The sequence below is a fragment of the Azoarcus sp. TTM-91 genome (assembly GCF_012911025.1).
GTDB lineage: Bacteria > Pseudomonadota > Gammaproteobacteria > Burkholderiales > Rhodocyclaceae > Azoarcus.
The window spans coordinates 16,363-35,363 of sequence record NZ_WUEI01000045.1 but is presented as its reverse complement, the minus strand read 5'-3'; the positions used below and the strand labels follow the sequence as shown (position 1 = coordinate 35,363).

15 protein-coding genes are annotated in these 19,001 nt (G+C 67.2%); 9 read left to right on the top strand and 6 right to left on the bottom strand.

Going from position 1 to position 19,001, the window contains the following annotated elements; all coding sequences use genetic code 11:
- Positions 1-571: class II aldolase/adducin family protein (locus GRF61_RS13570; RefSeq protein WP_211165952.1), on the bottom strand; the 571-nt coding region annotated here is incomplete at its 3' end.
- Positions 572-758: 187 nt separating this feature from the next.
- Positions 759-1,838: an S-methyl-5-thioribose-1-phosphate isomerase gene (gene mtnA, locus GRF61_RS13565; RefSeq protein ID WP_169151175.1), complete on the bottom strand. Its 1,080-nt coding sequence runs from the start codon at positions 1,836-1,838 to the stop codon at positions 759-761.
- Positions 1,839-2,147: 309 nt separating this feature from the next.
- On the opposite strand from mtnA, the gene GRF61_RS13560 reads away from it, so the two are divergent.
- From GRF61_RS13560 to GRF61_RS13545, 4 genes are all read left to right on the top strand, one after another.
- Complete coding sequence (locus GRF61_RS13560) at positions 2,148-3,305, top strand: pyridoxal phosphate-dependent aminotransferase (RefSeq protein ID WP_169151174.1); 1,158 nt, start codon at positions 2,148-2,150, stop codon at positions 3,303-3,305.
- A gap of 411 nt (positions 3,306-3,716) precedes the next feature.
- Positions 3,717-4,034 (top strand): PP0621 family protein, encoded by a 318-nt coding sequence (locus GRF61_RS13555; RefSeq protein ID WP_211165949.1) that lies wholly within the window; start codon positions 3,717-3,719, stop codon positions 4,032-4,034.
- Between the two features lie 3 nt (positions 4,035-4,037).
- Complete coding sequence (locus tag GRF61_RS13550) at positions 4,038-5,591, top strand: HAMP domain-containing sensor histidine kinase (protein WP_169151173.1); 1,554 nt, start codon at positions 4,038-4,040, stop codon at positions 5,589-5,591.
- 164 nt (positions 5,592-5,755) lie between these two features.
- Entirely contained in the window at positions 5,756-7,123 is a 1,368-nt protein-coding gene (locus GRF61_RS13545) for a sigma-54 dependent transcriptional regulator (protein ID WP_169151172.1), read from the top strand.
- 57 nt (positions 7,124-7,180) lie between these two features.
- Here GRF61_RS13545 and GRF61_RS13540 read toward each other — a convergent pair whose 3' ends face one another.
- Positions 7,181-7,687 (bottom strand): pilin, encoded by a 507-nt coding sequence (locus tag GRF61_RS13540; RefSeq protein ID WP_169151171.1) that lies wholly within the window; start codon positions 7,685-7,687, stop codon positions 7,181-7,183.
- A gap of 284 nt (positions 7,688-7,971) precedes the next feature.
- Between GRF61_RS13540 and ampD the strand changes: the two genes are divergently transcribed.
- Both ampD and GRF61_RS13530 read left to right on the top strand, forming a co-directional pair.
- Positions 7,972-8,547: a 1,6-anhydro-N-acetylmuramyl-L-alanine amidase AmpD gene (gene ampD / locus GRF61_RS13535; RefSeq protein ID WP_169151180.1), complete on the top strand. Its 576-nt coding sequence runs from the start codon at positions 7,972-7,974 to the stop codon at positions 8,545-8,547.
- Between the two features lie 241 nt (positions 8,548-8,788).
- On the top strand, positions 8,789-9,547 hold the full coding sequence (locus GRF61_RS13530) for a transglycosylase SLT domain-containing protein (protein ID WP_248281235.1): 759 nt from the start codon (positions 8,789-8,791) through the stop codon (positions 9,545-9,547).
- A 113-nt stretch (positions 9,548-9,660) separates the two neighbouring features.
- Here the strand turns inward: GRF61_RS13530 and GRF61_RS13525 are convergent, their stop codons facing one another.
- Together GRF61_RS13525 and GRF61_RS13520 are read right to left on the bottom strand one after the other, a co-directional pair.
- Positions 9,661-10,827, bottom strand: coding sequence for a pyridoxal phosphate-dependent aminotransferase (locus GRF61_RS13525; protein ID WP_169151170.1), 1,167 nt, complete (start codon positions 10,825-10,827; stop codon positions 9,661-9,663).
- 235 nt (positions 10,828-11,062) lie between these two features.
- Positions 11,063-12,907, bottom strand: coding sequence for a phosphoenolpyruvate carboxykinase (GTP) (locus tag GRF61_RS13520; protein ID WP_169151169.1), 1,845 nt, complete (start codon positions 12,905-12,907; stop codon positions 11,063-11,065).
- A 400-nt stretch (positions 12,908-13,307) separates the two neighbouring features.
- Here GRF61_RS13520 and GRF61_RS13515 point away from each other — a divergent pair, with 400 nt between their 5' ends.
- The 3 genes from GRF61_RS13515 to pbpG all read left to right on the top strand — a co-directional run bounded on the left by GRF61_RS13515 (position 13,308) and on the right by pbpG (position 18,016).
- The gene (locus GRF61_RS13515) at positions 13,308-15,584 is read left to right on the top strand and encodes an NADP-dependent malic enzyme (RefSeq protein WP_169151168.1); all 2,277 of its coding nucleotides are present in this window, start codon (positions 13,308-13,310) and stop codon (positions 15,582-15,584) included.
- A gap of 73 nt (positions 15,585-15,657) precedes the next feature.
- Entirely contained in the window at positions 15,658-16,818 is a 1,161-nt protein-coding gene (locus GRF61_RS13510; RefSeq protein WP_169151167.1) for a patatin-like phospholipase family protein, read from the top strand.
- A gap of 163 nt (positions 16,819-16,981) precedes the next feature.
- Positions 16,982-18,016 carry a D-alanyl-D-alanine endopeptidase gene (gene pbpG / locus GRF61_RS13505; RefSeq protein ID WP_169151166.1) on the top strand — a complete coding sequence of 345 codons (1,035 nt, stop codon included), beginning with the start codon at positions 16,982-16,984 and terminating at the stop codon, positions 18,014-18,016.
- 84 nt (positions 18,017-18,100) lie between these two features.
- On the opposite strand, the gene GRF61_RS13500 is transcribed toward pbpG, so the two are convergent.
- The gene (locus GRF61_RS13500; RefSeq protein ID WP_211165950.1) at positions 18,101-18,835 is read right to left on the bottom strand and encodes an IclR family transcriptional regulator; all 735 of its coding nucleotides are present in this window, start codon (positions 18,833-18,835) and stop codon (positions 18,101-18,103) included.
- Between the last annotated feature and the right edge of the window lie 166 nt (positions 18,836-19,001).

The following is a 19,001-nucleotide window of genomic DNA, read 5'->3' as shown; positions in this document are numbered from 1 at the left end:
GGGCGCCGAAGTGGACCAGCGCATGCGCTCCGAGGCCGCGCTGCGCAAGAACGGAGCGCTGCAGAGCGCAATCCTGGACTGCTCCGAGTACGCCATCATCTCCACCGACGCCAAGGGCGTGATCCAGATCGCGTCCCCAGACCACCATGCCGTGGTTGCCGAGCAGGCAGGCGCAGCGCTCCTGCAGCGCGGCGATGGCGGCGTCGGACAGGGCCTGGGTGCCGAAGGTGGCGTAGCTGGAGCAGCGCACCGTGCTGCCGCCGAAGCGGGCGATCATGTAGTGGAAGGGCGGGATGTCCCGGCGCAGGCAGGCCAGTGCGGTGGCGAACGGCGGGTGGGCGTGCAGCACCGCGCCGGCGGCGGGAAAGGCGGCGAAGATGTCGCGGTGGAGCAGCCATTCGGAAGACGGCGCGCGGGTGCCGCGGGCCTCGCCAGTGGCGGTGATCTCCACCAGGTCGTCCTCGCCGCAGGCCTCCGCGGCCATGCCGCTGGGGGTGACCAGGAAGCCGCCGCCGGCCAGGCGCACGCTGGCGTTGCCGGAGGTGCCGACGTTGAGCCGGGCCGCGCTCATCGCGCGGGCGGTGGCGAGCAACTGGCCGCGCAGGGCGGGGGGCGTGCTCACCGGGGCGCTCCCCGCTCAAGGGATGTGGAGGGGGCCGCTTCGCGAGGCGGGCCGCCTGCACAGGCGCCGGGTGGTCTCCACCGGTCCATGGCGTTCGACGCGGAGGCGACTTCCTCCCACTGCCCTCGGCCCGTGTTCATGCGGCCTCCGTGGCGGCGCGGTCGGCGTAGCGGCTGGCCAGCGCCTGCGGGGCGATGACGCCGCGCTCGGTGATGATGGCGGTGATGAGCGCGGCCGGCGTGACGTCGAAAGCCGGGTTGAGCGCCGCGGTGTCCGCCGGCGCCAGCTGCAGCGTGCGCTCCTGGCCGGTTTCGTCCAGGCCGCGCAGGCTGCCCACTTCCCCGGCGCCGCGGTCCTCGATCGGGATGGCGGCGCCGTTGGCGCAGGCGAAATCCAGCGTGGAATACGGCGCGGCGATGTAGAAGGGCACGTCGGCGGCGGCAGCGGCGAGTGCTTTCAGATAGGTGCCGACCTTGTTGGCGGTGTCGCCGTTGGCGGCGATGCGGTCGGCGCCGGTGATCACCAGGTCGACCTCGCCCCGGGCGAGCAGCAGGCCGGCGGCGTTGTCGGCGATCAGCGTATGCGCTACCCCAGCCTGGCGCAGCTCCCAGGCGGTGAGCAAGCCCTGGTTGCGCGGCCGGGTTTCGCTGACCAGCACATGCACCGGCAGGCCGGCGACCTGGGCGGCGTAAACCGGCGCCAGCGCGGTGCCTGCGCCCAGCGTGGCGAGCCAGCCCGCGTTGCAATGGGTCATCACGGTGAGCGTCCGTCCCGGCCGGCCGCTGGCCTGGCGCAACAGGGCGAGGCCGTGCTCGCCTATGGCCTGGCAGGTGGCGGCGTCGTCGGCGCAGATGGCTTCCGCTTCCGCCCAGGCGGCCTCACGCCGCTGTGCCGGTGGCAGCGGCCGCAGCCTGGCCGCCATGCGGGCCAGCGCCCAGTGCAGGTTCACCGCGGTGGGGCGGGTGGCGCCGAGCAGGCGCAGGGCAGCCTCCAGCGTGTCGTCGTCGGCCGCCTCCTTCAGCGCGAGGGCGACACCGAAGGCGGCGGTGGCGCCGATCAGCGGTGCGCCGCGTACCTGCATGCTGCGGATGGCGTGGGCCGCACCGGCGACGTCCTGCAGTTCCAGCCGGGTCTGCCGGTAGGGAAGCGCGGTCTGGTCGAGGATCAGGCCACCGTCGCCATGGCGGCACAGGGTGGGTACGGGCTGAACGAACATGGAGGTGTGGACTCCGGTGCCAGGTGGCCTGTGTGGTCGGCGCGGGCGCGGAGTTCGCGCACGATGCCTGCCTGTCTCCGGATATATAGTTTTCGTGGCCCGAGAATGTGCCAGCGCTGCGCCCTCACCGCAAGCGCCGGGCGTTTGCTTGCGGCCGGGGGCGGGAGTGGCCATTGGGCGTATCCGGCCAAGGTGGAAGCAGCCGTTTTGCCGCTGCCCGGCGGCGGGGGAGGGCAGGACGGAGGCGGCCTTGCCCTGCGTCGCCGCTCTGCGACAATGGCGCTCTTTTCCCGCCCGCGTCGTACCGCCATGCCCAGCTTTCCCGCCCCCATCGATTCCCGCCTGCCGCACGTCGGCACCACCATTTTCACCGTGATGTCGAAGCTGGCGCAGGAGTGCGGGGCGATCAACCTGTCCCAGGGTTTTCCTGACTTCAACGCCGAGGATGCGTTGTTCGAGCGGGTCGCCCACTGGATGCGCGCCGGCCACAACCAGTACGCGCCGATGGCCGGCGTGCCAGCGCTGCGCCAGGCCATCGCGGACAAGATCGCCAGCCTGTACGGCACGGCTTACGACGCGGATGCCGAGGTCACCGTCACCGCCGGCGCCACCCAGGCCTTGTTCACCGCGGTGACCGCCTGCGTGCGGCCGGGCGACGAGGTGATCGTGTTCGAGCCGGTGTACGACGCCTACGGTCCGGCAGTCGAGCTGGCCGGTGGCACCATCGTGCCCATCCGCCTTTCGGCGCCGGACTACCGGCCGGACTGGAGCGCGGTGGCGGCGGCCATCGGTCCGCGCACCCGCATGATCATGATCAACTCGCCGCACAACCCCACCGCCACCGTGTGGACGGCTGAGGACATGGAGCGGCTGGCGGCGCTGACCCGCGGCACCGGCATCGTGGTGCTGTCGGACGAGGTGTACGAGCACATCGTGTTCGACGGCGTCGCCCACCAGAGCTGCGCCCGCCACCCGGAGCTGGCGGCGCGCAGCATCATCGTCTCCAGCTTCGGCAAGACCTACCACGTGACCGGCTGGAAGGTGGGCTATGTGGTGGCGCCGCGCGAGCTGATGGCGGAGTTCCGCAAGGTGCACCAGTTCAACGTGTTCTCGGTGAACACCCCGGTGCAGCTGGCCCTCGCCGACTACATGGCCGACCCCGGCCGACATCTGGCGCTGGCCGGCTTCTACCAGGAGAAGCGGGATTTCTTCCGCAACGCGCTGGCCGGCTCGCGGTTCGAGCTGCTGCCTTCCGCCGGCACCTATTTCCAGCTGGTGCGCTACAGCCGGATTTCCGGCCAGGGAGATGCCGACTTTTGCCAGTGGCTGACGCGCGAAGTCGGCGTGGCCGCCATTCCGGTATCCGCCTTCTTCGCCGACGGCCGCGACGAGGGGGTGATCCGCTTCTGCTTCGCCAAGAACGAGGCCACGCTGACGGCGGCCTGCGAGCGGCTGTGCAAGGTGTGAGGCTGCGCCGCGGCGATCTTCCGATGGGCGTGCAGGCCGGCACCGCGGCGGCAGCGCTGCGGTGTGGCCTTGTCCTTGGCCGCGAGAGCCGCTCGTCCTTCGCGCCGCGGCGAAGGCGGCCACTGCAAGCCTCTCCAGCTGGTCGAGGCCTGGCGGGCCGGCGCTAAGGGGCGTTGTCGCGAAGGCGCGCCCTTCTTTCGGCAAACGCATGGCGGAGCAGGTGGTTTGCCTGCGGCCCTGCTATTCACCTTCGCTTCCCGCGCGAGGGCCAGGCTTCGGGCGAGGAGGTGCGCCTTTCCCCCCGGAGTAAGAGAGGGGGCAGAGGGGCGCAAGCCCCTGCCCCAAGCGTCGCCGTGGCCTCATGCCGCCGCTGCTGCAATACCCTGCCGCGGCAATGAGCATACGGCCTGCATGCTAAACTCCGCCGCTTCCCGCAACCCTTCCTCCGGCTCGCCTGGGCCTGCCTCTACCGTGCGCAATCTGCTTCTCTTCCTGCTGCTCCTCTTCGCGGTCTGGTGGATCCGGCGCAAGTTCGCCGCCATCGGGGCGGCGCGGCGCGGCGCGCAGGAGAACCGCCGCGAGCGCGGCGGCATCGCCGGGCCGGAGCGCATCCTGGAATGCGCCCACTGCGGCATCCATGTGCCGGAGAGCGAAGGGCTGGCGGAGCAGGGCCGCTTCTACTGCTGCGAGGCGCACCGGCGCCTGGGCGCGGGCAAGCGGGAGGACTGAGGCGTGACCGGTTCCGGCATCGCCGGCATCGACCTGCCCCGCTGGCGCTCGCTGCGCTACTTCAACATCTTCCGCCTGGTGCTCGCCGGGCTCTTCATCGTCGCCGGGCCTCAACTCAACCTCGGCGCGGATTATCCAACGGCCTACCTCGCCACCGCCTGGGCCTACCTCGGGCTGGTGCTCACGTTCGGCTTTCCCGATCTGTTCGAGCGCCTCGGCGTAGAGCGCGTCATCCGGCTGCAACTGCTCATCGACGTCGTCGCCCTCAGCCTCATCATGTGGGCCAGCGGCGGTTACCGCAGCGGCATGCCGGTGCTGATGATGATCATGCTGGCGGGCGCCGGCCTGGTGGCCGAAGGGCGCATGGTGCTGTTCTTCGCCGCGCTCACCACGGTCGCGGTGCTCGGCGACAACGCCTGGCGCACGCTGGCCGGACGCGAGCCGGTGGATTTCCTGCAGCTCGGCATCGTCTGCATGGGCTTCTTCGGCATCGCGGTGGTTTCCCGGTTGCTGGCGCTGCGGGCCAAGGCCAATGCCTCGCTGGCGGCGGAGCGGGGCGAGGAGCTGGCGAAGCAGCAGTCGGTGAACGAACGCATCATCCGCGACATGCAGGATGGCGTGATCGTGCTGGGTGCGGATGGCCGCGTGCGCCAGGCCAACCCCCGGGCGGCCGCGCTACTGGGCTTGTCCGCGCTGGAGGGCCTGCTGCTTGCCGATGTCGATCCCGCCTTCGCAGGAATCGCAGTGGAGTGCGGCGATGATGGCCGCCTGATGCGGCTGGGCCTGCCGGCGCGCCTGCTGCGCTGCCGGGTGGTCTGCGGCGAGCTGGGCACCCCGGCCGAGGGCGACACGCTGATCTACCTCACCGACTTCGAGGAGATCCAGCGCAAGCTGCAGCAGCTCAAGCTCGCCGCCCTCGGCCGTCTCACCGCCAGCATGGCGCACGAAATCCGCAACCCGCTGTCCGCGATCACCCAGGCCGCGGAACTGCTGGAGGATGAAAAGCGCACCGAGATGCAGGCGCGGCTGACCCGCATCGTCAACGACAACGCCCGCCGCATCGAACGCATGATCCGCGATGTGCTGGCGCTGGGGCGGCGGGAGCAGGCCGAGCCGGAGGCGGTGCCGCTGGCGGCCTTCATCGAGGAGCTCATCGCGGCCCACAGCCTCGCCGGCGAGGCGGAGCGGGCGGTGTATCGCATCCAAGTGGCGCCGGAAGTCACCCTGGCGCTGGACCGCGCCCACCTGCACCAGATCCTCGACAACCTGGTCGCCAATGCCCGCCGCTACTGCTCCGGCGCCGAAGGGGCGGTGCGTTTGTACGCCGAACCCTTTCCGGACGGGCGGGTCGGGCTGCATGTGCGGGACGACGGCGCCGGCGTGCCGGACGAGGTGCTTGTCCATCTCTTTGAACCCTTCTTCACCACCCATCCCAAGGGCACCGGCCTCGGGCTCTACATCGCCCGGGAGCTCGCCGAAGCCAACGACGCGACGCTGGAGCTGGTGGGCGGCGAGGGCGGCGCGCATTTCCTGCTCATCGGCCGGGCCCGACCATGAGACGGTGCTACCCACGGGCGGCTCCGGCTTGCTGCGGCCAAGGCCGGCTGGCTATCCTTTTTTCAGTCCGCTTCGGAGGAGCCCCTCGATCTCCGAACTGGCATAAGCCCTCCTGACTCCAGGCCCCGGAGGCTTCCCCGGGGCCAGCCACCACCATCCATACCATGACGACTCAAGAGCGACGCAACCGCCCCGCCGGCCCGGAAGTGCTGGTGGTGGATGATGAAGAAGACATCCGCGAACTGCTGGAGCTGTCGCTGCTGCGCATGGGGCTGGGCTGCGACACGGCGGGTTCGGTGGCCGAGGCCAGGGCGCTGCTGGGGGCTCGCCGCTACCGCTTGTGCCTGACCGACATGCGCCTGCCCGATGGCGATGGGCTGGACGTGGTGAAGCACATCCAGGGCAACCTGCCCGGCCTGCCGGTCGCGGTGATCACCGCCTTCGGCAGCATGGAAACCGCGATCCGGGCGCTCAAGCTGGGCGCCTTCGACTTCGTCACCAAGCCGGTCGAACTGAAGGCGCTGAAGGAACTGGTCGGCCACGCGCTGAAACTGGGCGGCGAGGCGGGCGTTGTGGCGGCAGGCGGGCGCAGTTTCATCGGCAGCTCGCCCGCCGTGGAGCAGCTACGCGGGCAGATCGAAAAGCTGGCACGCAATCAGGCGCCAGTCTTCATCCACGGCGAGTCCGGCACTGGCAAGGAAGTCATCGCCCGCCTGATCCACAGCCTGGGCGCACGCGCGAAAGGGCCCTTCGTGCCGGTCAACTGCGGTGCAATTTCACCGGAACTGATGGAGAGCGAATTCTTCGGCCACCGCCGCGGCAGCTTCACCGGCGCCACGGCCGACAAGGAAGGCCTGTTCCAGGCCGCCAACGGCGGCACCCTGTTCCTGGACGAGGTGGGTGAGCTGCCGCTGGCCATGCAGGTCAAACTGCTGCGCGCCATCCAGGAGCGCGCCGTCCGCCCGGTGGGCGCCCACGGAGAGGAGGCGGTGGACGTCCGCATCCTCTCCGCCTCCCACCGCGACCTCGCCCAACTGGTCAGCGAAAACCTCTTCCGGCAGGATCTCTATTTCCGCATCAACGTCATCACCCTAAGGGTGCCGCCGCTGAGGGAGCGGCGCGAGGACATTCCGGAACTCGCCGCCCATCTGCTGGCGCGCCTGGCGGCGCGGGACGGCAGCCCGGTCCGCTCGCTCACGCCCGCTGCGCTGGACGCCCTGACGTCCCATCCCTTTCCGGGCAACGTCCGCGAGCTGGAGAACCTGCTGGAGCGCGCCTGCGCGCTGTGTGAGGGGGAATGCATCGACATTGGCGATATCGAGCTCCATCCCACGGAAGGCTTGATGCACTCAATCGGCGCCTTCGAGCCATTCGGTGCGGAGGAAGATGCCGACGCCGACAGCGATGATGAACGCATCCGGGTGTTGCGGGCCTTGGATGAAACCCGCTGGAATCGCTCAGCGGCGGCAAGAAAGCTGGGAATGACGCTCAGACAGTTACGGTATCGGTTGCAGAAGTGGGGGATGGAGTAGGAAGGCTAAATGCATAACGCCCGCTGGTGCGGGCGTTATGCAGGGCTACGCTATTAGTTAAGTCGTGGAACCGCAGGTCTTCGGGCGAACAGAGGCATCCAGGTTAGAAGTGCAGATCCAGTTACCGTTATCCGGATTGTGAGTGAAGATGACTGTCTTACCTGCAATTTTGTCGCCAACACCAGTAGTACGGAAGGTGGCAGTCAGAGCGCAGTTGGTTCCGACGGGAGCCGCGGTAATGCTTGCGACGTAATTTCCGCTGAGGACAAGGTTGTTTTCCGCTGCCAACGCACCTGCCGCTACCGCCGCCGTAGTTATGTTTCCGTCTGCATCGGTTACAGCAGGGGTGCTGGCAGTTGTGCTGCATGCGGCGGCCAAGGGGTTATTCGTGATGGCCTCCACCGTGGGAATCTTGAGTCCGCCAAGAAGGGTCATGGCTTCCGATGCTTGAGCGCGCGCCGTGTAGTCTTGGTAGGCAGGCAGCGCGACTGCGGCGAGGATGCCGATAATTGCCACCACAATCATGAGTTCGATCAGGGTGAAGCCTTTTTGAATCGTTTTCATTTGATTCTCCTTTTACTGGAAGTGCTGACAATGAGAGAACGAGAGTAAAGCGGCCTTCAGTCGAAATAGAGCAGATTGCATGCCAAGCCTCTGAAGGGGCAAAAAAGGGCGCCCTCTTGCCGTTTGCAGGTGACGTTTGTCACTTGATGACAGCGATCCATGACTACGACGTCAAATGTGGACATTTGCTTAGAGGCATGCTCGACGAGGAGGGGCGGATGGTGCCCCACGAGGAATTCTGATTTGGAGAGGATTCAGTGCAAGGCTCGCCAACGCTAGATGAGATGGGGTGGTGGTTTCCTTTCCGCGAAAGAGCTACTTCGCCTAACTTCGATGTTCGTCCGGCTGGTCAGCCTCCTACACTGCTGGTGGTTCACGCCATCAGCCTCCCCCCCGACCAGTTCGGTGGGCCCCACGTCGAACAATTATTTACCAACACCCTGGACCCGCTCGGGCATCCTTACTTCGCTTCGATCCACCACTTGCGCGTCTCGGCGCACTTCTTCATCCGGCGGGATGGAGCCCTGCTGCAGTTCGTGTCGACCGAGATGCGGGCCTGGCATGCGGGGGTGTCGTCCTGGAAGGGGCGGGAGCGGTGCAACGATTTTTCGATCGGGATCGAGCTGGAGGGGTGTGACACGCAGCCCTTCGAAGCCGGGCAGTACGCGCGCCTGGCGGCGTTGATCCAGGTCTTGCGGGAGCGCTACCCGATCGAGGCGGTGGTGGGGCATTCGGACATCGCGCCGGGGCGGAAAACCGATCCGGGGCCGTATTTCGAATGGGATAGATTGGCCGGCTTGTTGGAGGTGGAGGCAGGACGCCTGCCGGGCGATTTTGACAAAGCCCAGGAAAATCAATAGAATCCGCGTCCGCTGCGTTGCAGCATTGGTTTGAAATAGATTCGTAGTCAGGTTTTTTACGGTGCGGTGCCGCCTCACATCCCGTGAGGGCACAACTTCATGGACGTTCGCACCACGGAGTCCGTCGTCTGGTTGCGGCGATGGGCTTGAGACCTACTGGCGACCGAGCGCCTCGATCCGCTTGAGAAGGCTTACCGGCCATCTCGCGGTCCTCCCTCCCTTGTTACCGCAGGGGATTCGTTTGCGCCTTACCCAGGCGCTTGCATTCGGGCACTCCGGCCACAGCACGGAGGACACCATGGTTCACGCAACTCAAATCGCAGGCTGGGCCCGCAGGGCTGGCGCTTGCGTGCTTCATCTTGCCCACGGCGGGTTGTTGGCCGCGGGCATTGTCGGTGTATTGATCTTTGCCGCGGGGCGTTTTGAAACGGCTCCCGTGGGCTTCGAGGATGCAGCGCTGGGTTCCGCCCATGCCGCGCCTCTGGCGCAGGCTCCTGCTGCGCCGGCCCCGGTTGCGGTGGTGGATGAGCCCTCGCTTTCCAAGGAGATGCTGCGGGTGCGCGACTGGATTGCGCGCCGCTACAACGTTTCCACGGTGGCTCTGGAGCCGGTGCTGGCCGCGGCCGAGACCGCCGGCAGGGGCGTGGGGATAGATCCGCTGCTGATCGTGGCGGTGATGGCGGTGGAGTCCCGCTTCAATCCCTTTGCCGAGAGCCAGATGGGGGCTCAGGGCCTGATGCAGGTCATCCCGCGTTTCCATATGGACAAACTGGCTGCCGATGAAGGCGGCGAGGCCTTGTTCGACCCGGAAGTGAATGTGCGGGTGGGCACGCAGGTGCTGTATGAAGGCTTGCGCCGCTACGGCAGCATGCAGGCCGCGCTGCAGTACTACGGCGGTGCCTTGAGCGACCCGGAGGCGGCGTACGCGCGCAAGGTGATGGCGATCAAGCAGCGCCTTGTGACCGCGGCGGGGCGCCGGCCGGCTGCCGCTGGCGCTTGAGTTGAGCGTGCGCGGCGGCTGAGGCTGGCTGCTCACCCTGCGGATGGCGTCCGTTCCGGCCTGCCTGTTCTGGGCGGGTGGAGCGGACGCCATTTTTCGTTTCGCGCCCCACTTCAGCCCAGGCAGCGGGCGATCCGGTCGACGGCTTCGCGCAGGCGGGCGCCATTGGTGGTGTAGGCGATGCGCAGGTGTTCCCGGGCGCGGTGTTCGCCGAAATCCAGCCCTGGCGTCAGCGCGACGCCGGCCTCTTCGATCAGGCGGCGCGCGAGGCTTTCGCTATCGGGCGCCAGCGCGGAGGCATTGGCGTAGATGTAGAAGGCGCCCTGGGGCTCGGTGCCGATGTCGAAGCCGATCTGGCGCAGGGCGGGGAGCAGGATGTCGCGCCGCTCGGCAAAGGCCTGGCGACGTTCCTCCAGCAGATCCAGGGTGCCAGGGGCAAAGGCGGCCAGGGCGGCGTGCTGGGCGGGGGTGGAAGGGGAGATGAAGAAGTGCTGGGTGAGTTTCTCGATCTCCCGCACATGGCTTTGCGGGGCCACCAGCCAGCCCAGGCGCCAGCCGGTCATGCCGAAGTACTTGGAGAAGCTGTTGACGACGAAGAGCGTGTCGGATGCAGCAAGGGCGGGATTGGACAGCACGGTGGAGGCGGGCACGCCATAGGTGAGCCCCTGGTAGATCTCGTCCACCAGGAGCAAGCCGCGGCGTTCGCTGACGCAGTCGTGCAGCTGTGCCAGGGCTTCGGCCGTGAGCAGGGTGCCGGTCGGATTGGCCGGGCTGGCGACCATGAGGCCGCGGGCCTGCGGCGTCCAGTTGGCCGCGACCTGGCTGCTTGTCGGCTGGTAGCTGGTGTCGGCATTGACCGCCAGCGCGACTGGCCGGCCTTCGAAGCTGCGGACCAGGTGCCGGTTCGACGGATAGCCGGGATCCGGCAGCAGCCATTCGTCGCCGGGATCGGTCGTGGCTGCCAGCGCGAGCATCAGCGCGCCGGACGCGCCGCTGGTGATGATGATGCGCTCGGGCGGCACCTCGGCGCCGAAGCGATCCCGGTAGAAGCGGGCGATGGCCTCGCGCAGACGCGGCAGGCCAAGCGCGGGGGTGTAATGCACCTCCCCGGTGGCGAGGAAGCGGGTAGCGGCTTCCACCACCGGAGGCGGGGTCGGGAAGTCGGGCTCGCCAACTTCCATATGGATGATGTCGCGCCCGGCGGCCTCCAGTTCCCGGGCGCGCCGCAGCAGCTCCATGACATGAAAAGGCTGGATGTCGGCACAGCGGCGGGAAGGCATGGTGGATTACCTTGGGTGCGGGGAAGGCCGTGGCCTGTGAGGTTCAGGCTGCCTGATCCGTTGGCGGTTCCGCCATGTCCTCTCTTGTATCTGGCGGGCAGTGTCAGGGCTGAACGGAACTGGCGGCAGGCCCTCGGGTTAAAGGGCAAAAGAGCCGGCCCTGGTGCAGGGCTGCAACCAGGGCCGGGCGGGCAGGCTGCACCGGCGCCCGAGGCCGCCGGTGCGAAGACGCGGCTTACTCGGCCAGCGTCAGTTCGAACAGTTCGCGCTTCAGGGTGAGCTGGCGCGGCAGGCGATCCTGCAGCTTGTCGAACCATTCCTTGTGCAGGGCGAGTTCGCTCTTCCAGGCGTCGACATCCACCTGGGTCAGCGCATTGAATTGCTCGGCGGTGACTTCGGAACCGCTCCAGTCGATGTCCTCGAACTTGGGCATCCAGCCGAGGTTGGTTTCCTTGGCGGCGACGCGGCCACGCACCCGGTCCACGATCCACTTCAGCACGCGCATGTTCTCGCCGAAGCCGGGCCACATGAACTCGCCCTTCTCGTTCATGCGGAACCAGTTCACGCAGAAGATCTTCGGCGTCTGTTCGACCACGTGGCCCATCTTCAGCCAATGGTTGAAGTAGTCGCCCATGTGGTAGCCGCAGAAGGGCAGCATGGCGAAGGGGTCGCGGCGGACCACGCCTTGGGCGCCGAAGGCGGCGGCAGTGGTTTCCGAGCCCAGGGTGGCGGCCATGTAGACGCCGAAGTTCCAGTTGAAGGCCTGGTACACCAGCGGCACGGTGGTTGCGCGGCGGCCGCCGAAGATGAAGGCGGAGATGGGCACGCCAGCCGGGTCTTCCCAGGTCGGGTCGATGGACGGGCACTGGCCGGCCGGCGCGGTGAAGCGCGAGTTCGGGTGGGCGGCCTTGCGCCCGGTTTCCCTGGCGATCTCCGGCGTCCAGTCCTTGCCCTGCCAGTCGATCAGGTGGGCGGGGGCTTCCTTGCTCATGCCTTCCCACCACACGTCGCCGTCGTCGGTGAGCGCGACGTTGGTGAAGATGATGTTTTCCTTCAGCGTCGCCATGGCGTTGAAGTTGGTCTTTTCGCTGGTGCCCGGGGCGACGCCGAAGAAGCCGGCTTCCGGGTTGATGGCGTAGAACTTGCCGTCCTTGCCCGGCTTGATCCAGGCGATGTCGTCGCCGACCGTGGTGATCTTCCAGCCGCCAAAGCTCTGCGGCGGGATCAGCATGGCGAAGTTGGTCTTGCCGCAGGCGGACGGGAAGGCGGCGGCGACGTAGGTCTTCTCGCCGTCCGGCGATTCCACGCCGAGGATCAGCATGTGCTCGGCCAGCCAGCCTTCGTCGCGCGCCATGGTGGAGGCGATGCGCAGGGCGAAGCACTTCTTGCCCAACAGGGCGTTGCCGCCGTAGCCGGAGCCGTAGGACCAGATCTCGCGGGTTTCCGGGAAATGGACGATGTACTTGGTGGTGGGGTTGCACGGCCAGCGGCTATCTTTCTCGCCATGCGCCAGCGGCGCGCCGACGGTATGCACACAAGGCACGAACTCGCCGTCGGTGCCGAGCACTTCGATGGCGCCCTTGCCCATGCGGGTCATGGTGCGCATGTTGGTGACCACGTAGGGGCTGTCGGAGATCTCGACGCCGATATGGGCGATCGGGCTGCCCAGCGGGCCCATGGAGAAGGGCACCACGTACATGGTGCGGCCGCGCATGGAGCCCTGGAACAGGCCGTTCAGCGTGCCGCGCATGGTGTCCGGATCTTCCCAGTTGTTGGTGGGGCCGGCGTCGTTCTTGTCCTTGGAGCAGATGAAGGTGCGGTCTTCGACGCGGGCGACGTCGGAGGGGTCGGACCAAGCGAGGTAGGAGTTCTTGCGCTTTTCCGGGTTGAGCTTGATCAGCATGCCGGATTCGACCATTTCGGCGCAGAGGCGGTCGTATTCCTCCTGGGAGCCGTCGCACCACACCACCCGCTCGGGTTGGGTCAGGGTGGCGATCTCGGCCACCCACTTCTTCAGCCCTTCATGGCGGACATAGGTGGGGGCGGCCGCAATGGCAGCGTCGGCGTAGCTTTGAGTCATAGTGTGAGGCTCTCCTGGTAGCGGAAGCAAAAAACTCTTCCCACCGGCCGGCCCCTCCTCCTCGACGGGTCGTTTCTATCGCCGGCGGTTTGTAGGGCGGCCCGGCGTGCCGGTCGCCGTCCCACTGTGTTATCGCGCCGAATCTGCTGCAGGTGTGCTGCGGAAAATACTAGGGTAAACCGCAGTCGGCGAAAGCCTAATATTATGCCACGGGCGCCGAAGAGGGGAGTACGCCAGCCTTTGTAACCAGGCTTGTCCCTTCCCGCGACAGGGGCTCCCCGATCCGGGGGCGTACCCCGCGATGTTGCGTTTCGCGCACGTTGCGCTAGCCTTCGGCTGCTCGCCAGGGTGCAGGGACCCGGCTACACCACAACCAAAATAGCGAGAATTCGACAGCGTCATGGATGAACTGATACGCGCGGCAGCGCTCGATTACCACCGCACTCCTCGTCCCGGCAAGATCTCGGTGACGCCGACCAAAGTCCTCTCCAACCAGCGCGACCTGTCGCTGGCTTATTCCCCCGGGGTTGCCGCCGCCTGCGACGCCATCGTCGAGGATCCCGCCGAGGCCGCCACTCTCACTGCCCGTTCCAACCTCATCGGTGTCATCACCAACGGCACTGCGGTGCTGGGCCTGGGCAACATCGGCCCGCTGGCGGCCAAGCCGGTGATGGAAGGCAAGGGCGTGCTGTTCAAGAAATTCGCCGGCATCGACGTGTTCGACCTGGAAGTGGCGGAGCCCGACCCGGACAAGCTGGTGGACATGATCGCCGCGCTGGAGCCCACCTTCGGCGGCATCAACCTGGAAGACATCAAGGCGCCGGAGTGCTTCTATATCGAGAGCAAGCTGCGCGAGCGGATGAAGATCCCGGTCTTCCATGATGACCAGCATGGCACTGCAATCGTGGTCGGCGCGGCCATCCTCAATGGCCTGCAGATGCAGGGCAAGGACCTGAAGAAGGTCAAGCTGGTCACCTCCGGCGCCGGCGCCGCCGCGCTCGCCTGCCTGGGGCTGCTGGTGAAGCTGGGCGTGCCGGTGGAGAACATCTGGGTCACCGACCTCGAAGGCGTGGTGTACGAGGGCCGGACTGCGCTGATGGACCCGATCAAGGCGCGTTACGCGAAGAAGACCGACGCGCGCAAGCTCGCCGAAGTCATCGACGGCGCGGACGTGTTCCTCGGCCTGTCGGCCGGCGGCGTGCTGAAGTCCGAGATGGTGGCGAAGATGGCCGCCAAGCCCCTGATCCTGGCGCTGGCCAACCCGACGCCGGAGATCCTGCCGGAGGACGTGAAGGCGGTGCGCGACGACGCCATCATCGCCACCGGTCGTTCGGACTATCCGAACCAGGTGAATAACGTCCTCTGCTTCCCCTTCATCTTCCGCGGCGCGCTGGACGTGGGCGCCACCACCATCACCGACGAGATGCAGCTCGCTGCGGTGCGCGCCATCGCCGAACTGGCCCGCGCCGAGCAGAGCGACATCGTTGCCGCCGCCTATGGCGAGAAGGTGTCCGGCTTCGGCGCGGAATACATCATTCCGCGCCCCTTCGATCCGCGCCTCATCGTCAAGATCGCTCCGGCGGTGGCCATGGCCGCGGTTGCTTCCGGTGTCGCTACCCGGCCGATCACCGACTGGGACGCCTACCGCAGCCAGCTGAACAACTTCGTCTGGCACTCCGGCCTGTTGATGAAGCCGGTGTTTGCCGCCGCCAAGATGGCGCCCAAGCGCATCATCTTCTCCGAAGGTGAGTCCGAGAAGGTGCTGCGCGCGGTGCAGACCGTAGTGGACGAGGGCATGGCGCGCCCCATCCTCATCGGCCGGCCGGAAGTGGTGGCCAACAACATTGCCCGCTTCGGCCTGCGCATTCAGCCGGAAGCCGACTTCGAGCTGGTCAATCCCGAGTCGGACCCGCGCTTCAAGGAGCTGTGGACCCACTACCACCAGCTGATGGAACGCCAGGGCGTGTCGGTGGAGTACGCCAAGAAGGAAGTGCGCCGCCGCACCACGCTGATCGGCTCGCTGCTGCTCAAGTTCGGTTACGGCGACGGCCTCATCTGCGGCACCTATGGCATGCACCGGCTGCACCTGGAGTTCGTCGAGGCGGTGCTTGGCCGGCGTCCGGGGGTGAACCACTGCTACACCTTGAACGTGCTCAGCCTGCCGGAACGCACCCTGTTCCTCGCCGACACCTATGTGAACTACGACCCGACGCCGGAGCAGATCGTCGAGATGACCTGCCTGGCCGCCGAGGAGATGAAGCGCTTCGGCGTCGAGCCGCGTGTCGCCCTGCTGTCGCATTCCTCCTTCGGTTCGGCGGATTCGCCCACCGCCGAGAAGATGCGCGCCGCGCTGCGCCTGTTGCACGAGCGCCATCCGGACCTGCAAGTGGAGGGCGAGATGCATGGCGATTCGGCGCTGGACGCCAAGCTGCGTACCCAAATCTTCCCCAATGCCCGCATGCGCGAAGACGCCAACCTGCTGATCTTCCCGACGCTGGATGCCGCCAACATTGCCTTCAACCTGCTCAAGAGCGCCTCGGGCGAAGGCATGACGGTGGGGCCCATCCTGCTGGGGGCGGCCAAACCGGTACACATCCTCACGCCGTCGGCCACCGTGCGACGCATCATCAACATGACCGCGCTCACGGTGGTCGAAGCCGGCCAGCCCGGCGCCTGACGCCCGCGCGCGGACATGCCGTTTCCCCGTCCGCACGCTTATGCCAAGATCGCGCCCTTGTGGAGGGCGCGGCATGGGCGAGCGGGTGGTTGGGGAGGCGGACGGGCGGGCGGCGCTGGTATTGACCGGTGGCGGCGCGCGCGCGGCCTACCAGGTCGGCGTGCTCGCCGCGATCCGCGAAATCCGCGGCCCACGTCCGGGCAATCCCTTCCCTATCCTGTGTGGCACCTCGGCCGGTGGCATCAACGCCACCGCGCTGGCGGTGTATTCGGCCGATTTCGACCGCGCGGTGCGGCGCCTGGCTTGGATCTGGCGCAACTTCCGCGTTCACCAGGTCTATCGCGTCGATCCGCTGGCGCTGCTCGGCAGCGGCCTGCGCTGGGGCTCCGCCCTCCTCACTGGCTGGGCGGTGCGGCAGACGCCGCGCTCCCTGCTGGACAACGAGCCGCTGCGCGACCTGCTGCAGCGGGCGCTGGATTTCTCCGCCATCGACCGCGCCATCGCCGCCGGTACCCTGCATGCGCTGAGCGTCACTGCCTCCGGCTACACCTCCGGCGAAAGCCTGGCTTTCTTCGAAGCTGCGCCCAGCGTGCAGCCCTGGCGGCGCGCGCAGCGCGTCGGCGTGCGCGCCCTGCTCGGGGTGGAGCACCTGATGGCGACCAGCGCCATCCCCTTCGTATTCCCGGCGGTGCGGATCAATCGCGAGTACTTCGGCGATGGCTCGATGCGGCAGCTGGCGCCCATCAGCCCGGCCATCCACCTGGGCGCGGACCGCATCCTGGTCATCGGTGCAGGCCGGCTGGCGGAAGAGGGGCGGCAGCGTACCGAGCACTATCCTTCGCCGGCCCAGGTGGCAGGCCATGCCATGTCCAGCATCTTTCTCGACAGCCTGGCGATGGACTTGGAGCGGATGACGCGCATCAACGCCACGCTCAATGCCTTCACCCCGGCGCAGCGGGCCGCCGCCGGCGTCAGCCTGAGGCCCATCGAGACGCTGGTGATTTCGCCCTCGCAGCGGCTGGACACCATCGCCAGCCGCCATCGCCACTGCCTGCCGCCGCTGTTGCGCGCGGTGCTGAGCAGCATGGGCGTGATGCGCCGGGATGGCTCCACGCTGCTCTCCTACCTGTTGTTCGAGCCGGAATACACCGGTGCGCTGATGGCGCTCGGCCACGCCGACACCCTGGCGCGGCGGGAAGAGGTGGCGGCTTTTCTCCGCCTGGATCGGCCGTGACGGGAGGCACGGGAGAATTCCCGCGAGTCGTGTCATCGTCGGGGTAAACCCGGGCGTTAATGTGACAGTCGGTAAGCCGCTTTTTCGAAAGTGCTTCAAAAAAACTTGATATCTGTTTATTTTTGTTAAAAATTACATCACGAATCTTCGTGAAGCGCCGAACATGAAACCAAGAATCCTCATTGCCTTCCTGCTTGGCCTCTCGGTGGCCCAGGTCGGCATCAGCGGCGCTCATGCCGCCTCGGCCACTGCCAGCAAGCCGGCAGCGAAGAAGACCGCGGTCAAGAAAGCGGTAGCCAAACCGGCTCCCCGGAAGGCGGTGGCCAAGAACACCACCGCCACCGCACGCAAGGTTGCCATCAAGCGCACGCCGGTGGCTCCGGCGGCCGACGAGGGCGAACTGACGCTGGACGCTCATGGCAATCCGCAGTTGCGTTCCTCCGCCTTCTACGTGCTGAACGAGGCAACCGGCAATGTGCTGCTGGAGCGCAACAGCGCGTCCATCGTGCCCATTGCTTCCATCACCAAGCTGATGACCGCCATGGTGGTGCTGGAGGCCGGCCAGAGCCTGAGCGAGGAACTGGTCATTTCCGAGGCGGACATCGATACGCTGAAGGGCACCGGCTCCCGGCTGTCCCTCGGCACCCGGCTGACGCGCGAGGAGATGTTGCACCTGGCGCTGATGTCGTCCGAGAACCGGGCGGCCTCGGCGCTGGCCCGCCACTACCCTGGCGGCATGCCGGCCTTCGTCGAGGCGATGAATGTGAAGGCCCGCCTGCTGGGCATGTGGGACACCCGCTTCCATGACAGCACCGGGCTGACGCCGGCCAACGTCTCCAGCCCGCGGGACCTGGCCAAGATGGTGGAGGCCGCGTCCTCCTACCCGCTGATCCGGGAGTTCTCCACTACGTCAGAACGCTACGTGGACATCAAGGGCCGCAGCCTGCGCTTCGGCAATACCAATGGCCTGGTGCGCAGTCCGGACTGGGAGATCGCCGTGTCCAAGACCGGCTATATCAATGAAGCCGGCCGTTGCCTGGTCATGAAAGCCTGGATGCACAAGCAGCCGGTGGTCATCGTGCTGATGGACTCGGTCGGCCGCTACACCCGCACTGCCGACGCCCAGCGCGTGCGCAAGTGGCTGGAGGCGGCGGGCGGCGAACGCTTCGTGATCGCTGCCGGGGGCCACTCCAGTTGATGGGCAGGCGTGCGCCCCAGAATGCAAAACGCCGGACAGTGTCCGGCGTTTTGCATTCTGGGGCCAGCCTCAACCCAAGCATGCTCAGCGGGGCTTGTCCGCTCCGCTGTAGCCCAGCGCGCGCGAGATCTGCTCGGCGGTTTCCCGCACCAGCGGTGCCCAGTCGGGGTTGAAGCGCTCGGAAGGCGTGGACAGCGACAGGCCGGCGACCAGGTCGCCCCCGTCGTCGCGAATGCCGGCGGCGATGCAGCGCACACCGGCCTCTACCTCGTCCAGGTCGAAGGCCACGCTGTGGCGCCGTACCTTGTCCAGCTCCCGCTCCAGTGCCGGCAACTGGGTGATGGAGGCGGCGGTGGAAGGCGGCAGGCCAGTGCGCTTGGCGTAGTCGCGGATGCGCTCCAGGCCGTCTTCCACCAGGAAGAGCTTGCCGGTGGCGGTGGTGTGCAGCGGCGCGCGGGCGCCGACGATGTGCACCACCCGCACCGAGGAGCGGCCGCTGGACGTCCGCTCCACATAAACGATCTCGTCGCCGTCGCGCACGCCCAGGTTCACACTCTCGCCGGTGGCGGCATGCAGCTTCAGCATCGCCGGCATCGCGGTTTCGCGCAGGGAGATGCGCGATTTCACCAGGCTGCCCAGTTCCAGCAGGCGGATGCCCAGCCGGTAGACGCCGGCATCGCCGCGCTCGACGAAGCCGCTCTGCGTCATCGCCCCGAGGATGCGGTGGGCGGTGGAAGGGTGCAGGCCGGTTTCCAGCGCCAGCTGCTTCAGCGGCACCGGATCGGCATGATGGGACAGCACATCGAGCAGCTTCATCATGCGCTCGATGACCTGGATGGGGCTCTTGGCTTCCGCGCCGTTGGCGGCGGTTGTCGTCTTGGTGGACACTTGTGCCTTGCGGGGTTGCGTGACCCGCGAATGGTAAAGCCCCGGCGTGATTTCGCCTAGTGAAACGAGCGTCACCCCGGCCCGCCGGCCGGGCGTT